The organism is Asaia spathodeae NBRC 105894, from assembly GCF_025994195.1.
GTDB classification, from domain to species: Bacteria; Pseudomonadota; Alphaproteobacteria; order Acetobacterales; family Acetobacteraceae; genus Asaia; species Asaia siamensis.
Map to the genome: position 1 here is coordinate 43,255 of NZ_BAPY01000003.1, position 22,928 is coordinate 66,182.

General features: G+C 60.4%; 22 protein-coding genes and 1 tRNA gene. 15 read left to right on the forward strand and 8 right to left on the reverse strand.

Annotation, left to right across the window (positions count from 1 at the left end; translation table 11 throughout):
- The first annotated feature begins 3 nt into the window (after nucleotides 1-3).
- The 4 genes from AA105894_RS02930 (at nucleotide 4) to mdoH (ending at nucleotide 6,503) form a co-directional block, all read left to right on the forward strand.
- Entirely contained in the window at nucleotides 4-1,059 is a 1,056-nt protein-coding gene (locus tag AA105894_RS02930; protein WP_188427209.1) for an FUSC family protein, read from the forward strand.
- A 168-nt stretch (nucleotides 1,060-1,227) separates the two neighbouring features.
- Nucleotides 1,228-2,691: a mannitol dehydrogenase family protein gene (locus tag AA105894_RS02935; RefSeq protein ID WP_267310419.1), complete on the forward strand. Its 1,464-nt coding sequence runs from the start codon at nucleotides 1,228-1,230 to the stop codon at nucleotides 2,689-2,691.
- 135 nt (nucleotides 2,692-2,826) lie between these two features.
- Nucleotides 2,827-4,350: a glucan biosynthesis protein gene (locus tag AA105894_RS02940; RefSeq protein WP_267310420.1), complete on the forward strand. Its 1,524-nt coding sequence runs from the start codon at nucleotides 2,827-2,829 to the stop codon at nucleotides 4,348-4,350.
- Nucleotides 4,326-6,503, forward strand: a complete 2,178-nt coding sequence (gene mdoH, locus AA105894_RS02945; RefSeq protein ID WP_267310421.1) for a glucans biosynthesis glucosyltransferase MdoH — start codon at nucleotides 4,326-4,328, stop codon at nucleotides 6,501-6,503. Before AA105894_RS02940 ends, mdoH begins: the two co-directional genes overlap by 25 nt.
- Before the next feature lie 281 nt (nucleotides 6,504-6,784).
- Here the strand turns inward: mdoH and AA105894_RS02950 are convergent, their stop codons facing one another.
- Nucleotides 6,785-7,312: a DUF2501 domain-containing protein gene (locus AA105894_RS02950; RefSeq protein WP_267310422.1), complete on the reverse strand. Its 528-nt coding sequence runs from the start codon at nucleotides 7,310-7,312 to the stop codon at nucleotides 6,785-6,787.
- A gap of 240 nt (nucleotides 7,313-7,552) precedes the next feature.
- Between AA105894_RS02950 and AA105894_RS02955 the strand changes: the two genes are divergently transcribed.
- Nucleotides 7,553-9,637, forward strand: a complete 2,085-nt coding sequence (locus AA105894_RS02955; RefSeq protein WP_267310423.1) for a S9 family peptidase — start codon at nucleotides 7,553-7,555, stop codon at nucleotides 9,635-9,637.
- Nucleotides 9,638-9,672: 35 nt separating this feature from the next.
- Here AA105894_RS02955 and AA105894_RS02960 read toward each other — a convergent pair whose 3' ends face one another.
- On the reverse strand, nucleotides 9,673-10,065 hold the full coding sequence (locus tag AA105894_RS02960) for a hypothetical protein (RefSeq protein ID WP_267310424.1): 393 nt from the start codon (nucleotides 10,063-10,065) through the stop codon (nucleotides 9,673-9,675).
- Nucleotides 10,066-10,232: 167 nt separating this feature from the next.
- On the opposite strand from AA105894_RS02960, the gene ykgO reads away from it, so the two are divergent.
- The 3 genes from ykgO to AA105894_RS02975 all read left to right on the forward strand — a co-directional run bounded on the left by ykgO (nucleotide 10,233) and on the right by AA105894_RS02975 (nucleotide 11,371).
- Nucleotides 10,233-10,358 (forward strand): type B 50S ribosomal protein L36, encoded by a 126-nt coding sequence (ykgO, locus tag AA105894_RS02965; RefSeq protein ID WP_023978233.1) that lies wholly within the window; start codon nucleotides 10,233-10,235, stop codon nucleotides 10,356-10,358.
- Between the two features lie 37 nt (nucleotides 10,359-10,395).
- Complete coding sequence (locus tag AA105894_RS02970; RefSeq protein WP_267310425.1) at nucleotides 10,396-11,046, forward strand: tetratricopeptide repeat protein; 651 nt, start codon at nucleotides 10,396-10,398, stop codon at nucleotides 11,044-11,046.
- 70 nt (nucleotides 11,047-11,116) lie between these two features.
- Nucleotides 11,117-11,371 (forward strand): hypothetical protein, encoded by a 255-nt coding sequence (locus AA105894_RS02975; protein WP_188427201.1) that lies wholly within the window; start codon nucleotides 11,117-11,119, stop codon nucleotides 11,369-11,371.
- Between the two features lie 128 nt (nucleotides 11,372-11,499).
- Here the strand turns inward: AA105894_RS02975 and AA105894_RS02980 are convergent, their stop codons facing one another.
- The gene (locus tag AA105894_RS02980; RefSeq protein WP_267310426.1) at nucleotides 11,500-13,716 is read right to left on the reverse strand and encodes a primosomal protein N'; all 2,217 of its coding nucleotides are present in this window, start codon (nucleotides 13,714-13,716) and stop codon (nucleotides 11,500-11,502) included.
- A 74-nt stretch (nucleotides 13,717-13,790) separates the two neighbouring features.
- On the opposite strand from AA105894_RS02980, the gene AA105894_RS02985 reads away from it, so the two are divergent.
- The gene (locus AA105894_RS02985) at nucleotides 13,791-14,726 is read left to right on the forward strand and encodes a tyrosine recombinase XerC (protein WP_267310427.1); all 936 of its coding nucleotides are present in this window, start codon (nucleotides 13,791-13,793) and stop codon (nucleotides 14,724-14,726) included.
- A 6-nt stretch (nucleotides 14,727-14,732) separates the two neighbouring features.
- The gene (locus tag AA105894_RS02990; protein ID WP_267310428.1) at nucleotides 14,733-15,659 is read left to right on the forward strand and encodes a retroviral-like aspartic protease family protein; all 927 of its coding nucleotides are present in this window, start codon (nucleotides 14,733-14,735) and stop codon (nucleotides 15,657-15,659) included.
- 50 nt (nucleotides 15,660-15,709) lie between these two features.
- Here AA105894_RS02990 and AA105894_RS02995 read toward each other — a convergent pair.
- A tRNA-Ala gene (locus AA105894_RS02995) sits at nucleotides 15,710-15,785 on the reverse strand.
- Nucleotides 15,786-15,918: 133 nt separating this feature from the next.
- Between AA105894_RS02995 and AA105894_RS03000 the strand changes: the two genes are divergently transcribed.
- On the forward strand, nucleotides 15,919-16,227 hold the full coding sequence (locus AA105894_RS03000; protein WP_229719876.1) for a YggT family protein: 309 nt from the start codon (nucleotides 15,919-15,921) through the stop codon (nucleotides 16,225-16,227).
- 323 nt (nucleotides 16,228-16,550) lie between these two features.
- On the opposite strand, the gene AA105894_RS03005 is transcribed toward AA105894_RS03000, so the two are convergent.
- From AA105894_RS03005 to AA105894_RS03015, 3 genes are all read right to left on the reverse strand, one after another.
- A complete protein-coding gene (locus AA105894_RS03005; protein WP_267310429.1) occupies nucleotides 16,551-17,327 on the reverse strand; it encodes an IclR family transcriptional regulator in 777 nt (258 codons plus the stop codon).
- A 192-nt stretch (nucleotides 17,328-17,519) separates the two neighbouring features.
- Complete coding sequence (locus AA105894_RS03010; RefSeq protein WP_267310430.1) at nucleotides 17,520-18,311, reverse strand: glutaminyl-peptide cyclotransferase; 792 nt, start codon at nucleotides 18,309-18,311, stop codon at nucleotides 17,520-17,522.
- A gap of 130 nt (nucleotides 18,312-18,441) precedes the next feature.
- Nucleotides 18,442-19,110: a TetR/AcrR family transcriptional regulator C-terminal domain-containing protein gene (locus tag AA105894_RS03015; protein ID WP_373316709.1), complete on the reverse strand. Its 669-nt coding sequence runs from the start codon at nucleotides 19,108-19,110 to the stop codon at nucleotides 18,442-18,444.
- Between the two features lie 273 nt (nucleotides 19,111-19,383).
- Here AA105894_RS03015 and fbaA point away from each other — a divergent pair, with 273 nt between their 5' ends.
- From fbaA to speE, 4 genes are all read left to right on the forward strand, one after another.
- A complete protein-coding gene (fbaA, locus tag AA105894_RS03020; RefSeq protein WP_267310432.1) occupies nucleotides 19,384-20,493 on the forward strand; it encodes a class II fructose-bisphosphate aldolase in 1,110 nt (369 codons plus the stop codon).
- A 5-nt stretch (nucleotides 20,494-20,498) separates the two neighbouring features.
- Nucleotides 20,499-20,807: a hypothetical protein gene (locus AA105894_RS03025; protein WP_188427193.1), complete on the forward strand. Its 309-nt coding sequence runs from the start codon at nucleotides 20,499-20,501 to the stop codon at nucleotides 20,805-20,807.
- Between the two features lie 144 nt (nucleotides 20,808-20,951).
- Nucleotides 20,952-21,428, forward strand: a complete 477-nt coding sequence (gene speD / locus AA105894_RS03030; protein ID WP_025841063.1) for an adenosylmethionine decarboxylase — start codon at nucleotides 20,952-20,954, stop codon at nucleotides 21,426-21,428.
- 80 nt (nucleotides 21,429-21,508) lie between these two features.
- On the forward strand, nucleotides 21,509-22,381 hold the full coding sequence (gene speE, locus AA105894_RS03035; protein ID WP_267310433.1) for a polyamine aminopropyltransferase: 873 nt from the start codon (nucleotides 21,509-21,511) through the stop codon (nucleotides 22,379-22,381).
- A gap of 244 nt (nucleotides 22,382-22,625) precedes the next feature.
- On the opposite strand, the gene AA105894_RS03040 is transcribed toward speE, so the two are convergent.
- Nucleotides 22,626-22,928: a hypothetical protein gene (locus AA105894_RS03040; RefSeq protein ID WP_267310434.1), complete on the reverse strand. Its 303-nt coding sequence runs from the start codon at nucleotides 22,926-22,928 to the stop codon at nucleotides 22,626-22,628.

Below are 22,928 nucleotides of genomic sequence, written 5' to 3' on the forward strand. Positions count from 1 at the left end.
CCCATGCCTTTCGCCTCGCTGTTCAGGGCCCGTGAAGACGGAGAAGCACCCTGGCGCCAGATGGTCCGCACACTCGTTGCGGTCGCGCTCTGCTGGATCATTGGCGAGGCTACCGGGCTGGATGAAACGATCTGGGCGCTGATCACGGCGCTGATCGTCACACAATCGAGCATCGACCAGACTTTCTCGACGGCACGTGACCAGATCATCGGCACGCTGCTCGGCGCGGTTGTGGGCACGCTGGCCATAACTGCACGGCTGGTCTTCGGCCTGTACTGGCCGATTTTCTGCGTTGCCCTCCTACCCCTGGCGTATATGGCCGCTGTCAGGCCCTCTCTGCGCTTTGCCGGGGTGACGCTGATGATCGTCTATCTGCTGCCTTCTCGTGGCAGCAACCCCTACTGGCCGCTGACAGAGCGACTGACTGCCATTTTCCTGGGTGTCATCGTCTCGCTGGTGGTATCCTTCGTCGTGCTACATGCGAGTGCTCGACGCCGGGGCTTCCTGACCGCAGGGCGCATGTTTCGCGAGATGGATGAGCTGCTACAGGCCGCTCTCAGACGTGAAGAGATGTGGAGCGAGCTTGAGAGCCGTAACGACCACTGCGCGCGCAATCTGCTTGTCATCAACGAATGCGTAGCGGAGGCCTATCGCGAAAACTGGGGCCTGCTCGAAAAGCGTCACCCCATCCTGACCGTACTGCCGGCCCTGATGCGACGGATGCTGAGCGATACCATGCTGGTGGCGCGCGCCATCAATGCCGGCAAGGACAGGGGTGGCTTTTCAGGCGTGGCTGGGCTTCATACCGGCCTCAGCCATGCCTATCGCTCCCTGGCCCGGCGCTGCGAGATCCATGCTGCCGGCAAGGCGCATGAAAAACCCTATCGCCCCGGACGTGAAGACGTGCTGAGTGCCCTGCCGACACTGGGGCAGGACGCCCTGCCGGAAATGCATTTTGTTATCGCGCTGCTTCGACAGGATCTGCGTCGTGCGACAGATGTGCTGATGAGCACACCGGAAAGCCGGGCCAAGGACCTGCGGGACATGATCGGAAAATAGCATCAGCGCGAGCCGGCGATGAACTTGTGAACCGCCTGGGGCGTTTATTCGAACGTAATGCGCCCATAAAAGGCGACGCACCATTTTTGACGTGGGGCAGCCGATCAGGTCACTCTGCCCCGCCCGGGAACGGCAACCTGTATAAAAAACGAAGAGGGATTTAAGCTAATGATCACCCGTGAGACTCTGCAGAACCTGCCAGAAGGCGTGGCAGCGCCGTCTTATGATCTCAAGGACATCAAGCCGGGAATCCTGCATTTCGGCGTAGGCAACTTCTTCCGTGCGCACGAAGCCTATTACGTCAACAAGGTGCTAGGCCTGCCGGGCCAGCAGCAATGGGGCATCGTCGGGGTTGGCCTGACATCGGGCGACCGCTCGAAGAAGAAAGCAGACGACTTCAAGGCGCAGGATTGCCTTTTCTCCCTGACCGAAACCGCCCCGTCAGGTGAGAGCAAGCGCAGTGTGATCGGCGCCCTGCGCGATTACATTCTGGCCCCGGAAAAGCCCGACGCGGTGCTCGATCTTCTTTCTGACCCCGCCATCAAGATCGTCTCCATGACGATTACGGAAGGCGGCTACAATATCGACGAGCATACTGGCGAGTTTGCCCTTGAGAATAAGGGCGTTCAGCGTGACCTCGCCAATCCGGAATCGCCTTCGACGATTTTCGGCTATGTGGTCGAGGGTCTGCGTCGCCGACGCGATGCCGGCAACCGTGCCTTCACCATCATGTCCTGCGATAACCTGCGCCATAACGGCAATGTGGCACGCAAGGCGTTTCTGGGCTTTGCCCGTGCCCGCGACCCGGAACTGGCAAGCTGGATCGAAGCCAACGCGACCTTCCCCAACGCCATGGTCGATCGCATCACGCCGACAGTCTCGTCCGAAATCGCGCAGCGTCTGAACCGTGAGAGCGGTCTTGACGATCTTCTGCCGCTGGTTGCCGAAGATTTCACCCAGTGGGTGGTTGAAGATGAGTTTGCCGATGGCCGCCCTGCCCTTGAAAAAGTGGGCGTGCAGATGGTCGATGACGTAACCGATTACGAGTTCATGAAGATCCGTATGCTCAATGCATCGCATATCTTCCTGGCTTTCTCGGGCCTGCTGCTCGGCTACGATCACATTGATGAGTCGATCAACGATCCCGATCTGCGCAAGCTGGTAGAGACCTATCTCGATACCGATGTCATCCCGACCCTCAAGGCCGCACCCGGTGAGGACCTCGAAAAATACAAGCAGTCGGTCATCTCGCGCTTCTCCAACCCGGCCATGGCCGATCAGAATCTGCGCATTGGCAGCGATGGTGCCTCCAAGGTTCAGGTTTTCTGGACGGCAACGATCCAGAACCTGCTCAAGGACAAGCTGTCGATCGATCGCGTGGCCTACGGTCTGGCCGCCTATCTTGAAATGCTGCGCGGCAAGAACGAGCAGGGCGGCAGCTTCGAACCGATCGAGCCGACCTTTACCGATGAAACCTGGAAGATCGCCAGAAGCGACGATTTCGAAGCAGGCTTCGCCCTTCCGGCATTCGACGGCTGGCGCAAGCTCGACCATAAAGCGCTTGACGCAAAAGTGATCGAACTGCGCCATATCATTCGTGAGAAGGGCGTAAAAGCCGCGCTTCCCGCCTGAAAAGGATGCGTGAAAGCCGCACTCGTGACAGATTTCTAAGGCAGGCGAGTTTTCCTGTGTCCCAAAGTAACTTATGGGCGTTAGGAAAATCAGACATCACCCGGCTTCCGGCCGGGCCTGCTGGAGAAAGTCATAGTGCTGCGTCGCGACCTTGTAAAAATCGGTGCTGGCCTCTCGATACTGGGGGCTAGCAAGATCGCCCGGGCGGCCCCTGCCGCCGCGCCGCAGGCGACGGCGTTCGACAACAACACCGTACGCCTCATCGCACAGAAGCTGTCGAAATCGGCCTACAAGGCGCCGCAGCAATCCCTGCCCAGCGCCATCGACAACATGAATTTCGACCAGTTTCGCGGTATCGCCTACAAGGAAGACCGTGCTTTGTGGCGCGGTCAGAATCTGGCCTTCGACGTCGAATTCTTCCCGCGTGGCTTTCTGTACCGCCCGCGTATCAACATGAACGAGGTCATCGACGGGCAATCGACGCCCATCGTCTATGACCCCGACATGTTCACCTATCCCGATCCGATGCTGCGCGTGACCGACGATCTCGGCTTTTCGGGCCTGCGCCTGCGCAATGCGATCAACACGCCCAATGTCATGGAAGAATGCGCCGTATTCCTTGGCGCTTCCTATTTCCGCGCCGTCGCCAAGGGCCAGAACTACGGTCTTTCAGCACGCGGCTTTGCCAATGGCACGGGTGATCCGAAGGGCGAGGAATTCGCTCTCTTCCGCGAATTCTGGCTTGAAAAGCCGAAGCCCGGTGTCGATTCCGTCGTCATTCACGCCCTGATGGACAGCCCCTCGGTCGTGGGCGCTTTCCGTTTCACCATTCGCCCCGGCGCCACTACGGTGTTCGATGTGCAGTCGAGCTTCTATCCGCGCACCGACATCACCGAAGGCGGCGTGGCGGCTCTTACGGGCATGTTCTATTTCGACGCCAACAACCGCAATCATGTCGATGACTGGCGCCCGGGCGCTCATGACAGCGAAGCGTTGCAGATGTGGACCGGCACGGGCGCGCAGCTTTACCGCCCGCTCAACAACCCGGTCGACCTGCAGTTCTCGGCGTTCCAGGATGCCAGCCCGCACGGCTTTGGCCTGATGCAGCGCCGCCGCTCGTTCCATGATTTCGAGGATCTGGCGCTGAATTATGAAAAGCGCCCGTCATTGTGGATCGAACCCATCGGCGACTGGGGCGAAGGCGCCGTCGATCTGGTCGAAATCCCGACCCCCAACGAGGTGAACGACAATATCGTCTCGTTCTGGCGCCCCAAGCAGACCATGCAGGCCGGGCATGAATATGCCTATACCTACCGCATGTACTGGGGCTGGGACACGCCCTGGCCGACCGATCTCGCCCGTATCGGCGCCACCCGCGTCGGCGCCGTGACCGATCATGCCGATGGCCGCATGTTCGTTATCGACTTTACCGGCAAGCCTTTCGAGAACCTGCCGCCCAACGCCGCTTTCCATCTTCTGCCGCAGGCCTCGACCGGCACGATCAAGAATGTGGTGGTCGAGCCCAATCCTGAAATCAAAGGCTGGCGCACGACGTTCGAATTCTATCCGGGCAGCGCGAAGCTGGCGGAGCTGACCTGCCAGCTTGCCAATGAGCAGGGCCCGATTTCCGAAAAATGGATGTATCGTTGGACGCCGTGAGCAGCCTTCCCCGCAAATTCACCCCTTTCGACGTGCTTCCGGCGGAATCGCCTCTCGAGATGCCCACGCAGAACCTGCGTCAGCGTCCCGAGACATTCGGGCGTGACCGTCATCCCCCCACCACGCCGCCCTTTCTCTGGCTGCGTCGCCTGTTCGTCATCGGAGGCGCCATCCTCCTGACGGCATGGGGCGCCTTTGAAATGAACCGGGTGCTGAACAGCATGGGCGTTTCGACGCTCGGCATTATCGTGCTTGCGCTGTTCGTCATTCTCGGGGCGTGGATCTCGCTTTCCTTCACCTCGTCCCTAGCTGGTTTCGTTTCGGTACTACGCCATGGCGGGCTTGGGTTGGGCATATCGCGCGACACGCCGCTGCCTGCCCTTATGACACGCACAGCCGTGCTCATGCCCACCTATAACGAAGACCCCGACCGCGTTCTGGTCGGGCTGCGCGCCATTCATGACAGTCTGGTGGCCACAGGCCGTATCGACGCTTTTGATTTCTTCCTGCTTTCCGACACGACCGATCCGGATGTCTGGATTCGTGAAGAGCGCGCCTATCTCGCCTTCGTCGAGGCCGTTCATGGTCAGGGCCGCGTTTTCTATCGTCGCCGCCCCAAGAATATCGACCGCAAATCTGGCAATCTCGAAGAGTGGGTGAAGCGCTTCGGCGGGGCCTATCAGCAGATGCTGACGCTTGATGCCGATTCCGTCATGGATGGCGGGCTGATTGTCCGTACCGTTTCGGCCATGGAGCGCCACGAGAAAGTGGCACTGATCCAGACCCTGCCGGTCATCATCGGCGGCAAGACGCTTTTTGCGCGGATGCAGCAATTTGCCGGGCGTGTCTATGGCCCGCTCATCGCCCATGGCATTGCCTGGTGGCACGGCTCCGAGGGCAATTACTGGGGCCATAACGCCGTCATCCGCACGCGCGCCTTTGCCGAACAGGCCGGTCTGCCCCATCTGCCGGGTCGCAAACCCTTTGGTGGTGGCATTCTGAGCCATGATTTTGTCGAAGCGGCCCTCATGCGTCGCGGCGGCTGGGCCATTCACATGATCCCCGGTCTTTTCGGCTCCTATGAAGAAAGCCCGCCCTCGCTCACCGATGTTGCCATTCGCGACCGTCGCTGGTGCCAGGGCAATCTGCAGCATGGCAAGATCGTGCTGTCACGCGGCCTGCACTGGGTCAGCCGCATGCATATGATGGTCGGCATCGGCGCCTATATCACCTCACCGCTCTGGCTGCTTTTCCTGCTTTTCGGCATCCTGATTTCGCTTCAGTCGCATTTCGACCGGCCGGAATATTTCGGTGACACCAAGACCCTCTATCCGCATTGGCCGCAGGTCGATCCGGTACAGGCCAAATATGTGTTCATCGGCACCATGGCTGTGCTGCTTGCCCCCAAGGCACTGGCTCTGATCACGACGCTGTTCGACCGCGCCATGCTGCGTAGCTGTGGCGGAGTGCTGCGCCTGACGGCCTCCATCGCTCTCGAGACACTCATCGGTGGCCTCATCGCCCCCATCGCCATGCTCATCCACACCTCGGGCGTGATTTCCATCCTGCGCGGGCGCGATTCTGGCTGGAACGCCCAGAACCGCGATGACGGTCGCGTCTCCCTCAAGGAAATCGCTCACGGCTACTGGATCTACACCGCTTTCGGTGTCGTCATGGCTGCAGCTGCCTGGTCTGTCTCCTTCTCGCTGTTCCTCTGGATGACGCCGGTTCTGCTTGGCCTCGCGCTTGCCATTCCGCTGGCGGCCATGACGGCCAGCCGCGATGTGGGACTCTGGCTGAAAAGCTGGGGGCTGCTTCTGATTCCTGAAGAAACCGCTCTGCCGCCCATCCTGCAGCTGGCCGCCGAGAACGATCTGCGCCGGACACAGGCTGAAGCCATGCCCAACCGTCCACCCGAAGAGGCTTTTGCCGCCCTGCGCGTCGATCCCGAACTGGTGGCCGAGCATCGCCGCGCCCTGCCCGCCCCGCGTAAACCCGGCACCGCCATTGATGCCAACCTCGTTGTCGGTCTGCTGAAACTGCGCGAGGCTCCTTCTGTCGCCGATGCCCTCAACGTTCTCACGCGTCAGGAAAAGGCCGCTGTTCTCTGCAGTGCAGAAGGCCTCGATCTGGTGCTGGCTCTGCCTTACTGAAGCGGCATCCGGGGCTTCGCCCCGGCCCCGCAAAGGAACTAGTCTTTCCTGCTTTGATTTCTGACCGGTCGCGGGGCTGCGTGGTTTGCGAAGCCTTGGTAGGGTGCCGCCCTGACACGCGAAGCGGCTGGCCCTTTCGATCCCGCTTCAAGGACGACTGTCTTTAACCGGGGAGAGGGCCAAAGCCCCTCAGGAAGCCTCAACATAACGCACCCCCGACATAGCAAAAAAGGCCAGCCCTCACGGACTGGCCCTTTCGCGAATGCTTTTACAGGCAGGACTTATTTGTAGTCCTGACCGCGCTGGCCGACCTGCGCGCAGAGCTGCGTGCGGTGGCTGAGGTCGAGCGTGGACACATCGAACGGCACATTCGTGCTGGTCTGCAGCAGGCCCTTGCCGCCGAGCGAATAATACTGATCGTTCTTCACGTCAGGACGCTTGGCAAGGGTGCGGCCGACAACGCGCAGGGTGGTGCCATGCACGAGATGGTTGCGCACGCAGTAGCTTGCGAGGCCGGCCAGATTGCCAGCCTTTGCTGAGTCGAGCGAGGGCAAGCCATAGGTGTCGAGCACGCCCGGCGTGGCGGCAGTCGACACCGTGTCGCTCACGGCAGCTCCGCCGACCGACTGCATGACATTGGTGGGCGCATGCGGTGCACCATCGCGATGCACGGGCAGCGACCCGGCAGGCATGACGGTGGACTGCGTGCCAGGCGCAACCGAAGGAACGGGAGCCTGCTGGGCGTGAGCTGCACCAACAAAAACGAGGCTGCACAGAGCTGTCAGGCCGAGGCAAGTACGTGCGAACATGAAAAACTATCCTTTGTCTGCTCTTCGTCAGACCCCGCCTGCAAAGCCGGGGGCCGTTAAAACGCTTTCTCCCGAAGCCGAATGCCGGGGTGAAGGACGTGTGCTTTTGTAACATATGAGCCGGGCGCAGGTTTGTTCTCATATCGAAACTTCGTAGAAACAGAATTTTAGGGCGTTGAGGCGCATCCTGTTCTGCCGCACTCTACCGACCTTGTTTCTGAACAACTTCGAGGCCTTGCCATGATCCCCCCCGCTCCCCGGCGCGTCCCGCACACCATCACCCAGCTCGGACGTGTCAGGCAGGATGATTATGCCTGGATGAAGGATGAGAACTGGCAGAAGGTGCTGCGCGACCCCTCGCTGCTGCGGACCGATATTGCCGAGGCCCTGCGCGAAGAGAACGCCTATACCGAGCATTGCCTCGAAAAAATGGCGCCCGTGCGCGAGACACTGCTCAAGGAAATGATCGGGCGCATCCCGCCCGCCGAAGATTCCGTACCCTGGCCCGATGGCGCGTGGCTCTATTTCTCGCGCTTTGCAAAAGACGCCCAGCATCCGGTCTATCTGCGTCGCCCCCGCGCCGGAGGGGATGAGCAGGTTCTTCTCGATGTCGAAGCCCTTGCAAAGGAGCATGCCTATTTCGCGCTCGCAGGCACACGGCATTCCGACGATCATCGGGTCTTCGTCTACGCGGCAGACATGCAGGGCTCTGAAGTCTATCGCCTGCACAGCATCGATCTCGAAACAGGCAAGGCCTATGCCCCTGCGGTCGAGAGTGCCGCAGGCAGCTTCGTCATATCGCCTGACAGCCAGTGGCTGTTCTGGGTCTATCGCGACGATAATGGCCGACCGTCACGGGTCTATCGCCGTCCGCTCGCCGGTGGTGAGGATGTGCTGGTCTTTGACGAACCGGATTCGGGCTTCTTCGTCAGCCTGAATGTCACGGCATCGCGCAAGTGGATCGTGATTGAACGAGGCGATCACGATACCAACGAGACGCTTCTCATTCCTGCCAGCGACCCGACACAGATGCCGCAGGTTGCGTCTCCTCTGGTACGAGGCGAACGCTACAATTTCACGCACTGGAATGACCGCTTCATCGTTCTGACCAATACCGGCAACGCGATCGATTTCCAGTTCATGCAGGTGCCGGATTCCTCGCCGTCACGCGAAAACTGGACGCCCTTCGTGCCGCACGAGCCGGGTCGCTTCCTGCTTGGCGCCGCCGCCAGCCGGGATTATCTCGCCTGGTCCGAACGAGTGAATGGCAATATCAAAATCCATGTCACCCGTCAGGATGTTCAAGGGTCAGTACGTGCCGCAGCCAGAACCATCGGCATGAAGGAGGAAGCCTTCGACCTCACCTTGCTCGGCTTTCTTGAATATGGCGATACGACACTGCGCTATATTTATGAGTCACCGACCACGCCGGCCCATTGGTACGATGTCGATATGGCGAGCGGCGCCCAGACCCTGCAGAAGATCCGCGAAATTCCTTCAGGTCATGACCCGGCCCTGTATGAAACGCGGCGTCTCTTCGCCCGTGCGTCTGATGGTGCCGAAGTGCCGATCACTGTGCTCAAGCGCCGTGACACGCCATGCGATGGCACGGCACCGCTGCTGCTTTACGGCTATGGCTCTTACGGCATCTCGATGGAATCCGGGTTCAGCACCTCTGTCTTCAGCCTGGTCGATCGTGGCTGGATCTATGCCGTTGCCCATATTCGTGGCGGATCGGAAAAAGGCTGGGACTGGTTCCTTCAGGGGCGCGGCAAGCACAAGCCCAACAGCTTCACCGATTTTGTCACCTGTGGGCGTCATCTCGCAGCAGAGGGCTATGGCAGGGAAGGGCGTATCGTCGCCCATGGTGGCTCGGCAGGCGGGTTGCTTATGGGGGCAGTTGCCAATCTCGCCCCCGATCTGTTCGCTGGCATCGCGGCACAGGTACCGTTCGTCGATGTGCTGAACACCATGTCTGACGACACCCTGCCGCTCACCCCGCCCGAATGGCCCGAATGGGGCAATCCGCTGGAAGACGGTGACGCCTATGACCTGATCGCCAGCTACTCGCCCTATGACAACATCCGGCCCGTTGCCTATCCGCCGGTTCTGGCCATGGGCGGTCTGTCAGACCCGCGCGTGACCTATTGGGAGCCCGCGAAATGGATCGCGAAACTGCGCGAAATTGCCCAAGGTGGGCCCTTCCTGTGCCGCATCAATATGGATGCCGGTCATGGGGGGTCTTCAGGGCGGTTCAAGCGTCTTGAAGAAGTAGCCTATGTGCAGGGCTTTGCCCTGTGGGCCATGGAACGACGCCCGCTCTGATCAGAACAGGCCCGGCAGAGCGCCGGGCCCGACTTTCAGTCGTCATTCTCGCTTGGCGGGCGGGATTGGGCAGCCGCACAGAGCGGCGGCAGTTTGGGGTCGCTCTCGCTTTTGGTGCGGCACAGCCGGCGCGCATCGGCCCCGCAGACCTCAATCGTTTCCTCGAAATCGGATTCGAGCACGTCGCGGGCGACCGCAGCATCCTGGTTGTTGCTGTCGGTATCCTGATTGGCGACGATCCCCTGCGTCTTGTGCAGTTCCTTCAGCGCTTCGACGCACGTATCGCTTGCCGAGTCCGGGTCGGTCTGTAGCACACCGAGAATCCGGTTGAGCACCGACGCCGGGTCGTTTTTCGGATGGGGCGCAGCCTGGGCCGCGAGTGGGAGTCCCAGGAGGAGGATGGCGAAAACAGGCAGGGCTTTCTTCATGGAATCAGGATAATTGCGTTTCTCTCCTTTGAAAACGCCCAAAATAAAGGCTTTCGGCGCCGGGAAACGCAGCAAAGAGTTGACTCCCGCCATGCCGGTTAGTATTCCGACCACCTCTCGCGGGCGCGACGCCCGTTCGTCTTGCATGGCCCGGGAAGCAAATTATCATGAAGATCCGTAACAGCCTCAAATCCGCAAAGCTCCGCGACAAGGACTGCCGCGTCGTTCGCCGTCGTGGCCGCGTCTATGTCATCAACAAGAAGAACCCGCGTATGAAAGCACGCCAGGGCTAATCTCCTGTTGATGCCGAGACGGAGCCACCGCCCCGTTTTGACGCATTGCACGGCCCTTTACCGGGCCGTCATCAGGCCGTGTCTGCTTTTCAGCAGCGCGGCTTTTGTCGTTTCTACGCTTTCTTTCAGCCATGCCGCGCCTGTTCCGGCTCTTCAGCCCAGCCAGATAGCGCCTTCTGCCGAGGCCACTTCCCCCACCAAGCCGAAACCCGATCCGCTGCAGGAGACCAGCAAGGCGCTGCGTGCGGCAAAAACTGCAGTCGAAGCCCGTGAGCTGGAGCGCCGCGCTGAAACCCTGCGACAGAAGGGCCTGTCGGCCAGCACGCGCCTTCTGCTCGAAAATGCCGATTCGAGCCTCAAGGCTCATGATTATCGCAAGGCCGAGGCCGCTCTGGACAATGCGCTCGTCCTTCAGCGGGACAAGGCCTTCATTCGCCGCGGCCGCGCCCGTGTGCGCTACGCGGCAGGCGATTTCGAAGGGGCTATCAGCGACCTTGGCGTCGCCCTTCAGAAAGATCCTGACGATCCATTGTCATGGCAGCTCCTCTCTCAGATAGAGGAAGAGCGACATGACATGAAGGCCGCTCTCGCCGCCGCCCGGCAGGTGCTTGTCGTCGATCCGCTTGCCAGCAATGGTGCCAAACGTGTGAAGACATTGCAGGCCGCCGTGGATGGACGTCCGATTTAAAGCACGTCACGATCTCAACTCTGTCGCGTCTGCGTTGTTTGATAAGACAGAGACGTCAAAGGAGAATCCGATGTTCAAGAAGAACAAAGCCAAGGTCACTGAACTGACCGCCCCGGACGAAGGCAAGAAAGGCTGCTGCATCAGCAAGATGTGCTGCTCTGCCAAGCCGCAGACGAAAGAAGCCATTCTGGGTGGCCTCACCTTCCTCAGCCTGTTCGGCCCCAAGAAGCTGCGCCCCCATCTGCAGCATGTTCTCGCCGTCATCGCCATCGTCACCTTCGTGGTCAAGGCCATCAAGCCCAAGCGCGAAGACAAGGCTGCCTGAGAAAGCCTCTCCTGTCGGTAGGCACTCCCCTTGCCTCCGGCAAAAGGTCATCGTCTCCTCAATATCCTGTAACGGGATAAGAGGGGCGATCTCCTTTACGGGGGGCGGGATGGTGCCCCGCGACCTTCCTACAGAAACGAAATCGGATCGATATCGATGTCGATCCGCTCGTGGCTCGAGAGCTTCACGCCCTCAAGCCATTGCCTCAGGATAGGCTGCACGGCCACATTCCGCCGTGTGCGCAAAAGCAGGCGTCGGCGATGACGACCCCTTAAAATAGCCAGAGGCGCTGGAGCGGGGCCAAGCACCTGCGTTCCGGGCAGTTCGGGCGCTCTGGCACCCAGCGTGGCAGCCAGACGATCGGCGGCTTCGGCGGAATCGGCGCTGACGATCAACGCTGCCAGACGCCCGTATGGTGGCCAGAAACCGGGCTTTCTCTGCGCTGATTCCTGTTCCATGAAGGCCTGATAGTCGTTCGAGACGAGCGCCTTCATGACCGGGTGGTCGCCCAGATAGCTCTGCAGAAGCACCGCACCCGGCTTGTCGGCACGGCCGGCACGACCAGAAACCTGATGCAAAAGCTGCACGGTGCGCTCTGCGGCGCGCAGATCGCCCCCGCCCAGCCCGAGATCGGCATCGACCACACCCACAAGAGTCAGATCAGGAAAATGCCAGCCTTTGGCGACAATCTGGGTACCGATCACAAGATCGATCTCCCGGTCACTGATGCGACGCACGGCCTCAGCTGTCGCAGAGGGCGAGCCAAGCGTGTCAGACGCCATGACCAGAATACGCGCCTCAGGAAAATGCAGTCGTGCTTCCTCATGAACACGCTCGATACCGGGGCCAATGGCGACGAGACTGGCTTCGGCATCGCATGACGGGCAGGTTTCGGGCAGCGCCTCATGATGACCGCAATGATGGCAGGTCAACATCTGACGGGCGCGATGCTCGACCAGCCAGGCGGAACAGTTCGGGCATTCCATGCGATGGCCGCAGCTGCGGCACAGCGTCAGCGGCGCATAGCCTCGGCGATTGAGAAACAGCATGGCCTGTTCCTGACGCTCGAAGGTCGCGCTGATGGCGGCAACGAGTTCCGGCGACAGAAACTGGCCGCGCTCCGGCGGGGCGCGTCGCATATCGACCAGTCTTACATCGGGCAGGGTCGCATTGCCATGACGACTATGGAGGGTGACATGCTGGTATCGCCCGTTCTCAACATTGGTCAGGGTTTCAAGACTGGGCGTGGCCGAGACCAGTATCGCGGGCACGTCGGAAAGGCGGGCCCGGACGATGGCCATGTCGCGACCATGATAGGTCACACCTTCTTCCTGCTTGAAGGCGGATTCATGCTCCTCATCGACGATGATGAGGCCAAGATCGGGAAAGGGCAGAAACAGGGCAGAGCGCGCGCCAACGACCACAGCCGCCTGCCCCTGTGCGATGGCGTGCCAGGTCTCCCGGCGCTTCTTGCCGCCAAGCTCGGAGTGCCACAAGGCAGGCTGCACACCGAAACGGCGTGCGAAACGGTCGGTCCATTGGGTGGAAAGAGCGATTTCAGGCAGCAGAACCAGACATTGCCGCCCTGCCGCAAGACAGGCGGCCACAGCCTCGAAATAGACCTCTGTCTTTCCCGACCCGGTCACACCCTCCAGCAACGTGACACCAAAACGATGGGCCTTGACCCCTTCTGACAGATGATCGGCGGCCTCGCGCTGCTCCTCTGACAAGTGAGGGGGGTGAAATCCCGCATCGGGAGGCGCAAAAAGAGGCGCAACGACGAGCGGGGCCTCTTTCAGAACGCCCGCCGAGGCGAGGCCACGCAGCACTGCGGGAGAAACGCCGGTTTTTTCTGTCAGCGCTGCCGTCGAAAGCGGCACGTCCCCTATGGCATCGAGTACGCGTTGCCGGGCTTCAGTCAGCCGCAGCCCGGCAAGGTCGGCCTCCCCCCTGATCCAGCCAAGCTGTACGCGGGTCGGCTGGGTGTGGCGCGCCCTGATGGCCATGGCCAGCACGAGCCCGGGTGGGGTCAGCGTATAGGCAGCCAGCCAGTCGATGAAGCGTCGAAGATCAGCCGGGATCGGGGGCAGGTCGAGCTGCCCGAGGATCGGCTTCAGTCGGGCGAGGGCAACCTCTCTGGCAGGCGCGGGTGCAAAATCGGCCGGGACATCGCTTTGCGTATCCCATACACAGCCAGTCTCCTGCCTGCGCCCCAGGGGCACGCTCACCAGATCGCCGGGGGAAACACGCCCTTCAGGGGCCAGATAATCGAGCGGCGTCGGAAAAGGCAGCGGCAGCAGAACGCTGACACGCACCGCTCTCTCGCCATCTGCTGTCAGCTTCATTAAGCTCGGTTCCGTCATGTTGCCTGAGCACCCCCTTCTGCCCTGTCCTCTTAACCGAGACGAGGTCCGCCGTCATGCAGATGCATGAATGTCTCGAAAACTGGCTGGACTGGCTGGCGCATGAAAGACGGGCCAGCCCGAACACCGTGCAGGCCTATCGCAATGATGTGGCATCGGCACTCGGCTTTCTCGGTGAGCATCTGGGGCAGGAGCCCGATCTGAACGCTTTCGCCGCTCTGCGCACGGCGGATTTTCGCGCCTGGCTGGCCCATGACGCCAGCCGGGCAGAGAAGCAGCCAGGGACACCCGATGGCCGCGCCCGCTCGCGCGCCAGACGGGTCTCGGCCCTGCGGTCTTTCACCCGCTATCTCAATTCCATCCATGGGGTGAGTGCCTCGGCATTGAGCCAGCTGAGCGCGCCGAAAACCCGCAAACGCCTGCCGCGCCCCCTGGCGCGCGACGTCGCACGCACAGCCCCTGTCGAAATGGCGGCGCTGGCCGAGCACCCGCTCTGCGCCGCGCGCGATGAGGCCCTGTTCACCTTGTTATATGGGGCAGGGCTGCGTATAGGCGAGGCCCTGTCGCTGAACGTGCGCGATCATGACCGGGCCGCGCAAAATGGCCTGCGTGTGGTGGGCAAAGGCGGCAAGGAGCGTCTGGTGCCGCTTCTGCCTCACGTCGCAAAAGCCCTTGCAGCCTGGCGCGTCCATCATCCCTGCCCCACGCCGGAGGCGCCGCTCTTTGTCGGGCTGCGCGGCAAGCGCCTGCAGCCTGCCGTAGCGCGACGCGTGATGCAGCTCTGGCGCGAACAGAGCGGGCTGGATGCCAGCGCCACCCCGCATAGTCTGAGGCACTCCTTCGCCACCCATCTTCTGGAAGGCGGCGCCGATCTGCGCGCCATACAGGAACTTCTGGGGCATGCCAGCCTTTCTACGACCCAAAACTATACGCTGGCTGATGAAAATCATCTCCTTGCCGTCTGGCAGGCTCACCCACGCGCAAGGAAATAAGAACACGTGCTGCGCCCTGCTCTTGCCCTGTCCGCCATGATCATGGCCGGATTTCTGCCCCCTCGTGCCATGGCCACGCCTTGCGCCGCCGAGCGTATTGCAGAGATCCCGCTTCATAACGACGCGCTATTTCTCAACGCGCCTGTCGTGCTCGACGGGCGTCAGGCGCGCTTCATTCTCGATACCGGGTCCGAAGGCAGTCTGATCACGCCCGAAGCGGCGGCCGCCCTGCATCTGACGCCCGACCCTGCCCATGCAACCGTCATTCAGGGCCCGAATGACCGCGGCCAGCTTGCGCCCAACATGCTGATACGCGCGCTTTCCCTCGGCCTGATCCCTCTGGGTCAGCGCTCCATCCCGCTGGGCGCACTGCCGGGCCTGCCGATCCTGACCCCACCCATTGCCGGGCTGATGGGGGTCGATCTGCTCCAGCATTTCGATCTCGAATTCGATGTTCCCCATCAGCGTCTCACTCTCTGGCATCCCGTCGGGCAGGGCGGTCCTTGCGTGGCGAAACCGTCATGGCCAGCCGGCTATACAACCCTCAAGGCCAGACATGAGGGCACAAGACTGACCGTTTCCTTCACACTGGACGGCCAGAGCGGCACAGCCCTGCTCGATAGCGGCGCACGCTCACATATCCTCTCGCGACGCTTCGCCCATGCGATGGGCATCACAGACGATGTTCTGCGGCAGGATCCGGGCGGCGTGACCAGTGGTGTCGATCTCAATGCGCGCTGGTATCACTGGCATCGCTTCCATGCGCTGCATCTCGGCGAAGAGACAGCCGGGAGCGGTAACCCGATCTGGAAAGACCCGGTTCTGACCGTTTCGGACATGCGCGACAATGTGGATATGCTGCTTGGTGCAGACTGGTTTGCCCAGCACGATATCTGGGTTTCTCTGAGCGCTGGCCGCGTCTGGGTGCACTGAGACCGAAGGCAAGACCGGGTCGACTGGCGGGGGATCTGGAAAGGATTCCATGGTGGAGCTGAGGGGAATCGAACCCCTGACCTCCTCATTGCGAACGAGGCGCTCTCCCATCTGAGCTACAGCCCCACGGAACGCGACGGAGGCTACACGGATTCATGTCAAAGTCAAGATTGACGGCCTCTAATGCCTGGGCTCGGTTGTGCGAGGCCTGTGTCAGGCGTTAGAAGAAGTGCCTTGCCTTCCTGCAGAGAGACCAGACGTGCTGATCCTTACCCTCTACAAAATCATCATGATGCTGATCCAGGTCTTCACCTGGGCACTGGTCCTGTATTGCGTCATGAGCATGCTGCTGGGTTTCAGAATTCTCGATCCCAGCAACCGCTTCGTTTACAATGTCGCCGTCTTTCTCGGACGGATCGTCGAGCCCGTTCTCAACCCGGTGCGATCGATCCTGCCTCAGTTCGGTATGCTCGATCTCAGCCCGCTGGCGGTGCTGCTGGCGCTGCAATATCTGGTTGTCCCGGCGTTGCGCCAGCTCGTCATGCTGTCCCTGCAATCCCATTACTGAAACAGCGCCAACCAACTTCCCCCGGTGAAAGGGCGTTGAGATAGCCTTAACGGGGTTACGAGACGCCCCAGAATACCCTGAAAACGCCTGCGCTGTAGAGAATGCTCATTCGCGGGCTAGCTTCTCCACCACAGGAGCGGGGCGGGTCAAAGAGCTCTGGCCCGATCAGCTCTGCAAGACCGGAAGGGCACATCCTGCGGCGTATCCGGGCGCCCATAGCGTCCAGACATGAGATGCGCCATTGCTCAGCACCTGCCTGCCATCTGCATGACGCACGTAATCAGGTCGCAGATGCCCTGAAAACCCGTTCCCGGCGGCTCGCCCTAGTCGGCGACATCGCTCAGCTCATGCCAGCCCAGCTTTGCCGAGAGCTGCGAAGCGGTCTGACGTATCTGGGGCGCCAGGGCCTTCATGCGCATGAGCGGCATCTCGCCGGCACGTTCCGTCACGCTGATCGAGGCGACAATCGCTCCGGTCGCATCGCGCACGGGCGCGGCAACACAGTGAACGCCGATCTCGTCATCTTCCAGATCGAACACGCAGTCAGAGGCGCGATAGAAGCGCATGCGGTTGATCCAGCTTGGCAGACCGGCAGGCATGTGGCGATAGCTCGCCCGGTAGAGCCGCGCCCAGTCGCTTTCGCTCTCATCGAGAATCAGGGCGCGCCCCGTGCCCGTGCGGGCAAGCGGAACATGCTGGCCCGTGCGCGTGCGCAAGGCGAGCGGGTGACGACCCTCAAGACGCATGAGATAGATGACATGGCTGTCAGAGCGCACGCCGAGATGGACCATCTTGCCGGTGGTTTCGTTGAGATTCTGCAGCAGGGGGGCGGCAAGACCAAGAAGCGGCGAGGCCGTCTGGGCCTGCGCTGTCAGTGTGGTCAGCTTCTCTCCCAACCCGTAACGGCCGGTCGATTTCAGGCGCAGCCAGCCCTGCTGCAGCAGCGCCGCAGTAAGACGTTGCGTTGTGCTGCGCGTACACCCGATTTCGAGCGCCAATTCGGAAAGTGTGTCGACCCCGGCCTTGACGGCCAGGATGATTGAAAGACCACGACCAAGGGTTTGCGTACCCTGGGGCCAATCTTGATCCGAATATGCCACGTGCCGCTCCATCCCATCGTGAACGGTGCCTTGTTCAATTCAAGGACTTCTCGTTCAATTCAAAGGTTCAATTTGCTCCACAAGGGGGGCGAGAGCATCTCATAGCGTTATTCGTGGCCCGATAAACCATTATCTGCGTTTTCTGGTCACATCTATGTAATCAAGACCGAAGAAGTGCCTATTACAAAAAAATCAGTGCTTACGGTCAGGAAATTTTATCTGGTATAATCTTGGCCAATATTTTCCTGTAACGAATATCCTGTCGTTTTTTCGATCAAAAGCGATCCCATTGGCGACAGCATCAGGATCGAAGGAATTAATATTTTCTTGCAGCGCAGTGAGATCGAGCCAGGATTTCACTTCACCTGTTACGGGATCGATTCTAGCTATTTCCGGCGTCATCCATATATTCGCCCAGATTTCACCGTGGATATATTCGAGTTCATTCAGTCTTCTTACCGGCACGCCGCCCGCTGTTACACAAAGCTTTGCCAGGACATGAAGTGTCACAGGGTCGAGGCGCCTCAGACAGGGCGTTCCATCGGACATGATGAGCGTCCGGTCGTCATGAGTCAGGCCCCAGCCTTCGCCGAGATAGGAAAATCCTCCGATTCTCGCCAGACCGGGATAGCTCCAGATAAAGCCTTTTCCGCTGCGCCAGGTCAGGCTGATCAGCCGGTCATGCCAGGCGACGATACCTTCACCGAAATAGCCGTCAGGCAGAACACTCTCTGCCAGAACCTTGCCCGTATCAAGCGCCACCTTGCGTATGACGGAATGCCCGACCCGTCCGGTACTCTCGAACAGCGAGCCGTCCTGAAAAAAGAGACCTTCGGTGAATGAAGTCGGATCATGCGGCAGAACGGCCACCACTTCGGCCTGCTCTACAGGCACCACAGCGCCTGCCATGGCCACATTCCAGGTCGAAGCGATCAAACCCAGACAGGCGGCAAGTCCAGATAGCCGAAAACGGGACCAATTCATCAGGCGACACTTTGCAACGGGACGTGATGACGCCCGCTATAGACACTGCCACGCCGTTTTTAAAATCACATCCCGCACCAGAATCAGAGCGGCGGCCCGTCTGGCGCCATAGCCGCCACGAAACCGGAATCTACGCCTGTCGTGCCGCAGCCTGCTCGGCTTCGGTTCCATAAATAGCCACGAACGCCTTGCCGATACGTCCGGCAACGAACCGGATCTGCTCTTCACTGCTATCGATTGGCAGTTCAAAACGCTTGCGCTGCACGAGCCGCGTCTGACAGAGCGCCATGAACTGCTCGGCAGCAAAAACCGGATCATCGGTCCGGATCGCCCCGCGTTCGATCCAGAATTCAATCCACTGGGTCATCGTGCTGAGTGTCCTGCCAAAACCATGACGCCAGAACGTATCGGCAAGATCAGGAAAATGCGGCGCTTCGGACACGATGATGCGATACAGACGAAGCGGGCCGGGCTGAAGCAGGATGCTGATGAAGCGCTCGGCAAGCTGTGCAAACGCCTCAGCACAGGTGATGGCGGTGAGATGGCTCTGGCAGATGGCGGGCGCGAGCTTGCTTCGGCTCAGATCCTCAATGACAGCGCCGAAAAGAGCCGCCTTGTTTTCGAAGTGATTATAAAGCGTGCCCTTCGACACCCTGGCACGACAGGCAATCTGGGACATCGAGGCCCCTTCATAGCCGGATTCGAGAAAGATCGCCTCGGCGCCATCCAGAATCTGGCGGCGCTTCGCATTGCACGAGACGCTCTCTTCCTGACGCTCTTCCGTCGTCGGCAAGGAGATCTCTTCTTTCTTGTTCAAACGGCCCACCTGTTCTCTGCGTTAATCATGCCCCGATCCGGCGGGTCGGACATGTGTCGCATCATTCCCGTGGAGAGAGGCGACAAAACTGACCGAACGGGTCGATCAGCGCAAGGATAAACTGTCAAACCCGCGTAAATCCTGTGGTTCTGCAACGAGAATGACTTCAATGTGTCCATGAAAGGTCTAGGCACGGCTTTGTCAGATAGCGATAAAATAGCCGTGACGACCCGTTATCAGAGACATGAGATCATTATGACCCCTACAAGCCCGAATGCGTCGCGCCCCAGCCGAGCCCTGCCCCCGGGAGTTGTCACAGGTGATGACTATCTCGCCCTGATCGACGCCTGCAAGGAGGGCGGTTATGCCCTGCCGGCCATCAATGTTGTCGGCACCGACAGCGTCAATGCGGTTCTCGAAGCCGCAGCCCGTAACAACTCGGATGTCATCATTCAATGCTCCAATGGCGGCGCCCGCTTCTATGCGGGTGAAGGACTGGCCGACCAGCACAAGGCACGCGTGCTGGGTGCTGCAGCCATGGCACGCCACGTGCATCTCCTCGCCAAAGAATATGGCATCTGCGTCATTCTTCACACCGATCACGCCGATCGCAAACTCATCCCCTGGGTGGAAGGGCTGCTCGATCTGAGTGAGGCAGAGGTCGCCGCTGGCCGGCCGCCGCTCTTTTCGTCGCATATGCTCGACCTTTCGGCCGAACCGCTGGAAGACAATCTGGCCGAATGTGCGCGCCTGCTGCCCCGCATGGCCAAGCTCGGGATCAGCCTCGAGATCGAACTCGGCGTCACCGGCGGCGAGGAAGACGGCGTTGGTCATGATCTCGAGGATCATGAAGACAACGCCCATCTCTACACCCAGCCCGAAGACGTTCTGGTTGCCTGGAACCGCCTCTCACCGCTCGGTCACGTCACGGTTGCTGCGTCATTCGGCAATGTGCACGGCGTATACAAGCCCGGCAATGTGCAGCTTCGTCCCGAGATCCTGCTTCACTCGCAGGAACATGTCGCCGAGAAGACCGGCCTCGGCCCCAAGCCTCTGGCTCTCGTCTTTCATGGCGGTTCGGGTTCGGAGAAGGACAAGATCACCGCTGCCGTCTCCTATGGTGTCTTCAAGATGAACATCGACACCGATGTTCAGTTCGCCTTCGCCAATGGCATCGGGAAGTATGTGCTCGACCACCCCAAGGCGTTCCTGCATCAGATCGACCCCGAGACCGACGCGCCGTACAAGAAGTTCTACGATCCGCGCAAATGGCTGCGCGTCGGCGAGAAGAGCATTGTCGATCGTCTGGAAGAAGCCTTTGCCGATCTGGGCTCCAGGGACAGATCGATCGCCACGAAGGGCTGACGGAGGTGAGCTGCGAGATCGTCCGAAGCTACGCTGTCGTACCGAGTCAGATCGAGACGTTCGAATCGACCTATGGGCCTGAAGGCCCATGGGCTCGGCTATTTCGCAACGAGCCCTCTTTCAGAGGGACCAAACTCATCGCAGACGTGATGCAAACCGGGCGCTACATCGCGATCGACGAATGGGCGTCCTATCAGGATTATCTTGAGTTCAAGACCGACCACCCCGAGGCCTTTGCCGCCCTTGACGAGGCTTGCGCCCCCCTGATCGTCAGTGTCGAGTTTTTCGGCGCCTTCCGTATCGTGCGCGGATGACGGGTCAGTTCTGACCGTTTGATGAAAATACGATGACCGGGTGCAAAAACTTCTTGCATCCGGGGGGTATGACCTTTAATTGCGCGGCCTTGGCCCAAGGGGGCATGTTGCCCAACAGGCTGTCTGCTGGTTTAGAGGTACGTGATGAACGCACTTGCTCAACTGGGGATGGTATCGGGACTCCCGAGAGATAACCAGACTGTCGCATCGAACACATCTCATGAAGAGGTGTGCAAGGATTACTTTATTGAGCGTGATGGTGAACGCTTCGCCGGTCATCATTTGCTGATTGATTTCTGGGACGCCAAGAATCTGGACGACCCTGCGTCAATCGACGCAACGCTTTGCGAAGCCGCGGTTACCGCAGGGGCAACAATCCTGCACAGCCACTTCCATCACTTCACGCCGAATGGTGGCGTGTCGGGCGTGATCGTTCTGGCTGAAAGCCACATCTCGATCCACACCTGGCCCGAGCGCAATTTCGCCGCTGTTGACGTGTTCATGTGCGGTGCCTGCGACCCGAATCTCACGATTCCGGTCATGCAGCGCCTGTTCCAGGCCGGTCGCGTCGTCGCTGACGAAGTGCGCCGCGGTCGCGAGAAGATCGACAACGTAGCCTGACCGATGTCAGGATCTGCGTGATATGCAGATAAGGCCGGGCGAGCAGCCCGGCCTTTTTTTCATGAGGGAAAGGCAGCGCAATGTCTGAATCTTGGATCAACGAAACCCTGTACCCCGACTGGGGCCAGCGCTTTCGCGTCACGCGTGAACTTGCACGCGTCAAGAGCGACTTTCAGGACATCGTGGTGTTCGAAAGCGATTTCCACGGTCGCGTTCTCGTGCTCGATGGTGTCATCCAGATCACCGAGCGTGACGAATTCGTCTATCAGGAAATGCTGACGCATGTGCCCCTGCTGACGCATCCCGACGCCAAGCGCGTGCTGATCATCGGTGCGGGTGACGGCGGCGTTCTGCGTCGTGTGCTGCAGCACAAGACCGTCGAAAAGGCCGTCATGGTCGAGATCGACGGCGCCGTGATCGAGCTTTCCAAGCAGCACCTGCCCAACATCGCCGGCGATGCCTGGAACGACCCGCGCGCCGATGTCATCGTCGGTGACGGCATCGATTACGTCGCCAAGGCCGAAGACGGTTCGTTCGATGTCATCATCGTCGACTCCACCGATCCGATCGGTGTGGGCGAAGTGCTCTTTACCGACGCTTTCTACAAGGATTGCGCCCGTATCCTTTCGGCACAGGGTCTCATCGTCAATCAGTGCGGCGTGCCCTTCATGCAGGCAGACGAACTGCGTGAGACCAGCGCCCGTCGCGCCAGTTTCTTCCCTCATGTCTCGGCTTACGTTGCCGCCGTACCGACCTATGTCGGTGGCTTCATGACGCTGGGCGTTGCTGCCAAGGGTGCAAACCCCACAAAGCAGAGCGTGGAAGATGTCCGCGCGCGCGCCGAAGCCGCAGGCATTCTCGGCACGACACGCTACTGGACGCCGGAAATCCATGTCGGCGCGTTCAACCTGCCGCCTTACATCGCTGAAAACCTGCCCAAGCAGGAAGGCTGAAACGCTTCTCCGGGGCTCTGCCCCGGACCCGCGAAGGGGCCTCCCTTCGATCCCCGCTTGAGTCAAATCAGGTTTCCAAAGGACGACCGTCCTTTGGCGGGGGACGGGGCAGCGCCCCGTGCAGGACCACACTCGGGGCTCCGCCCTGAACCCGCAAAGGGGCGCACCCCTTTGATCCCCGCTTTTTGATCAATCAGTTTTCAGAGACTGGCCTCTAACGGAGGCGGGGCAGCCTGCAGGCAGCTTAATACCCAGAGCCGCTCAGCAGGCGGATCACGATGACCTGCCACTCATCCATAACCGGGCCGTGACCCATGGCGTGACCTGCGCGGCGATACCAGTAGCGCGCGTTATCGGCGTCGTCTTCCACACGGTGCAGCCAGGCATGAACCCAGTTGCATTCCGGGTCCTGCTCGTTCGCCTGCACGATTTCATGGGCGGCGGGCCAGTCAGAGCGGCCTCCCCACCAGAGGGCGAGCAGAGCGGGAGAGAGGCCCTGGGGCGGAATACCGTCTTCGAGGCTTTCCTTGAAAACGGATAGGGTCAT